Origin of the sequence: Moorena sp. SIO2C4 (assembly GCF_010672485.1) — a bacterium.
Classification (GTDB): domain Bacteria; phylum Cyanobacteriota; class Cyanobacteriia; order Cyanobacteriales; family Coleofasciculaceae; genus Moorena; species Moorena producens.
Genome location: NZ_JAAHGN010001126.1, coordinates 1 through 2,329 on the forward strand (window position 1 = coordinate 1; position 2,329 = coordinate 2,329).

Here is a 2,329-nt window from a genome sequence, read left to right on the forward strand (position 1 = left end):
GTGGGCAAAAACAGTTTGCTTGTTTTGAGCATTCTAGATGATCTTATTTTGCCCACCCTACAAGCTGTTCCTACCATAGCAAAAATTCCATAGCAAAAATTCGGATAACAAGCGCCAATGTACCTGACTCAACCAGCCCAAATCCGAGAGTTAATCCTGAATTTATCAGCAGCAAAAATTATCTGGTTAGATACAGAAATTGCTGATTGGAATACCCCTAATCCCAGACTATCTCTGATTCAAGTATTGGCTGTTACGACGGATACAAATGGGGAAAAAGCTTATATCTTAGATGTATTAGACAAACCGGAAGTAGTGATAGACTTTGTTAACCATATTATGGTCAATCCTAACATTGAAAAAGTCTTTCATAACGCTAGTTTTGATTTACGCTATCTAGGGGGTAAAGAGCAAGCTAAAAATATCACCTGTACCTATCAAATAGCTAGAAAGCTGACGAATAAGAAACTGTCTAATCCATTACAGGTATCAAATCATAAACTAAAAACACTAGCGCTAGAACTAGGCCATTTCGCCAATGTCGATACAGAGGAACAAAGCAGTGATTGGGGAAAACGTCCGCTAACCCAAAAACAGCTAAAGTATGCAAAAATGGATACTGTGTATCTAGCCCATGTCCATCGCCGGTTACTAGAAATTGCCAAAAATGACTTTGCTAATTATGAGTATGATTATGCCCCCCTAGCCCCCCAACTTTGGGGGGAACAAAACTCTCAAAGTCCCCCAAAGTTGGGGGATTTAGGGGGCTTGAGCAAAACCAAACCTACGGGCATTGATACTTCAATTCAGCAACCCCATAAAAATAGCTGGAGTCCAGAGCAGATGGTCACAAAAAAATTTCCGACACAACAATCGGAATCCCCTTGCTTCAGTGTTACCCAAGTTAGGGTAGCCCTTGAATGTCCTCGCTTATTTTATTTGAGTCAGCGCTTTGGTGGAAAAACCCTATTTATACCACCATCCCACTCACCAGGTATTGGGAAAGTCTTCCATCAGCTATGTGAACAGTGTACTGACACACTCCAGCAAGATTCCCGATTTCAAGCTTTATTTTCCCCCACAGCAAGTCAGCTAGACCAAAGCCAGATTAACTCTAAGCTCCAAGCGCTACTGTATGAGCTAGTTGTTTTCCCGAAAATCGATGACCATGAGATAGCCTCGATCCTACTTCAACTGTGGCAAGGATTAAAATCACTAATTCCCCATTGGACTCAACTGCTAGTTACTAATCGAGGCTATTGTCAGCCAGAGGAAGTAATAAGTAAAACCTTCGTTGCTCAAGAAATGAACCTGAGTTATAACTTCACTCTTCCTGATGGCAGCCAGCAACGAGTTAATGGAAAATTCGATAGCTTAATATTTGACTGTGAGCGCGATCGCTATTGTGTCGTAGACTATAAAACCTATCAACCGGTAGATCCATCCGCTAACCTAGCTCAAGTAGCCCTCTATAGTTACATGCTCCACCAAAAAAAAGGAGTAGCAATAGATGCAGCGGTTTATTGTGTTTTACCGGAATTCCAAAAACACTACTATTCCCGGGAAGAGCTAGAGGATACAGTGGATCAGGTCATTCCCCATAAATTACAACAGATGCGCCAATGGCTGAGTTGGAAACCTGACCAGGTGGAAAAGGTGGGAGATGGGGAAACTATAAAAAACCATTGCACTCCAGCAATGGGTAAAGGCAACCTGGAGCCACCACCACCGACACCACAGCTTCACCTATGCAACATTTGTCCTCAACAGCAGACCTGCCAAACCTTTTTTGAGGATGGGAAAACTGAGCAAAAGCCGGTCAAGGCAACATCCCGCAAAATTCCTGAGACTAAGCAAAAGCCGGTCAAGGCACCATCCCGGAAAACTGTTGATGCTGACCAGACCGGGCAAAAATTGGTGAGTACTCTAGAAGACTTTAAAATTAGTGTCGATTATGTCAACGCAACAGTTGCTCCAGCATTTGTCCGGATCAAGCTAAAACCCAATCGTGGGGTAAAAGTCATATCGATACAGAATCGATCCCAGGATTTACAAGTACACTTGGGTCTGGAGAATCCTCCTCTGATTACTCCTGAAGCTGGCTATGTCAGTGTGGATTTACCACGGAAGGATGAGGATAGAGAAGTAGCTCGATTTGATGACTATATCCAGCCTCAGCAAAACTCTAGTAATCCTCCCAGGATTGGGCTTGGAGTAAATTTAGATGGGAAATTGGTAGAGGCGGATTTATCTGATCCCAATACCTGTCACTTTTTGGTAGGGGGCACAACCGGAAGTGGCAAGAGCGAATTTTTGTGATCGCTTCTGA

1 protein-coding gene is annotated in these 2,329 nt (G+C 43.1%); it reads left to right on the forward strand.

All coding sequences use genetic code 11. The features are described 5' to 3' along the window. The first annotated feature begins 117 nt into the window (after positions 1-117). Positions 118-2,319, forward strand: coding sequence for a DNA translocase FtsK (locus F6K20_RS34565; RefSeq protein ID WP_287297815.1), 2,202 nt, complete (start codon positions 118-120; stop codon positions 2,317-2,319). Positions 2,320-2,329: the final 10 nt, after the last annotated feature.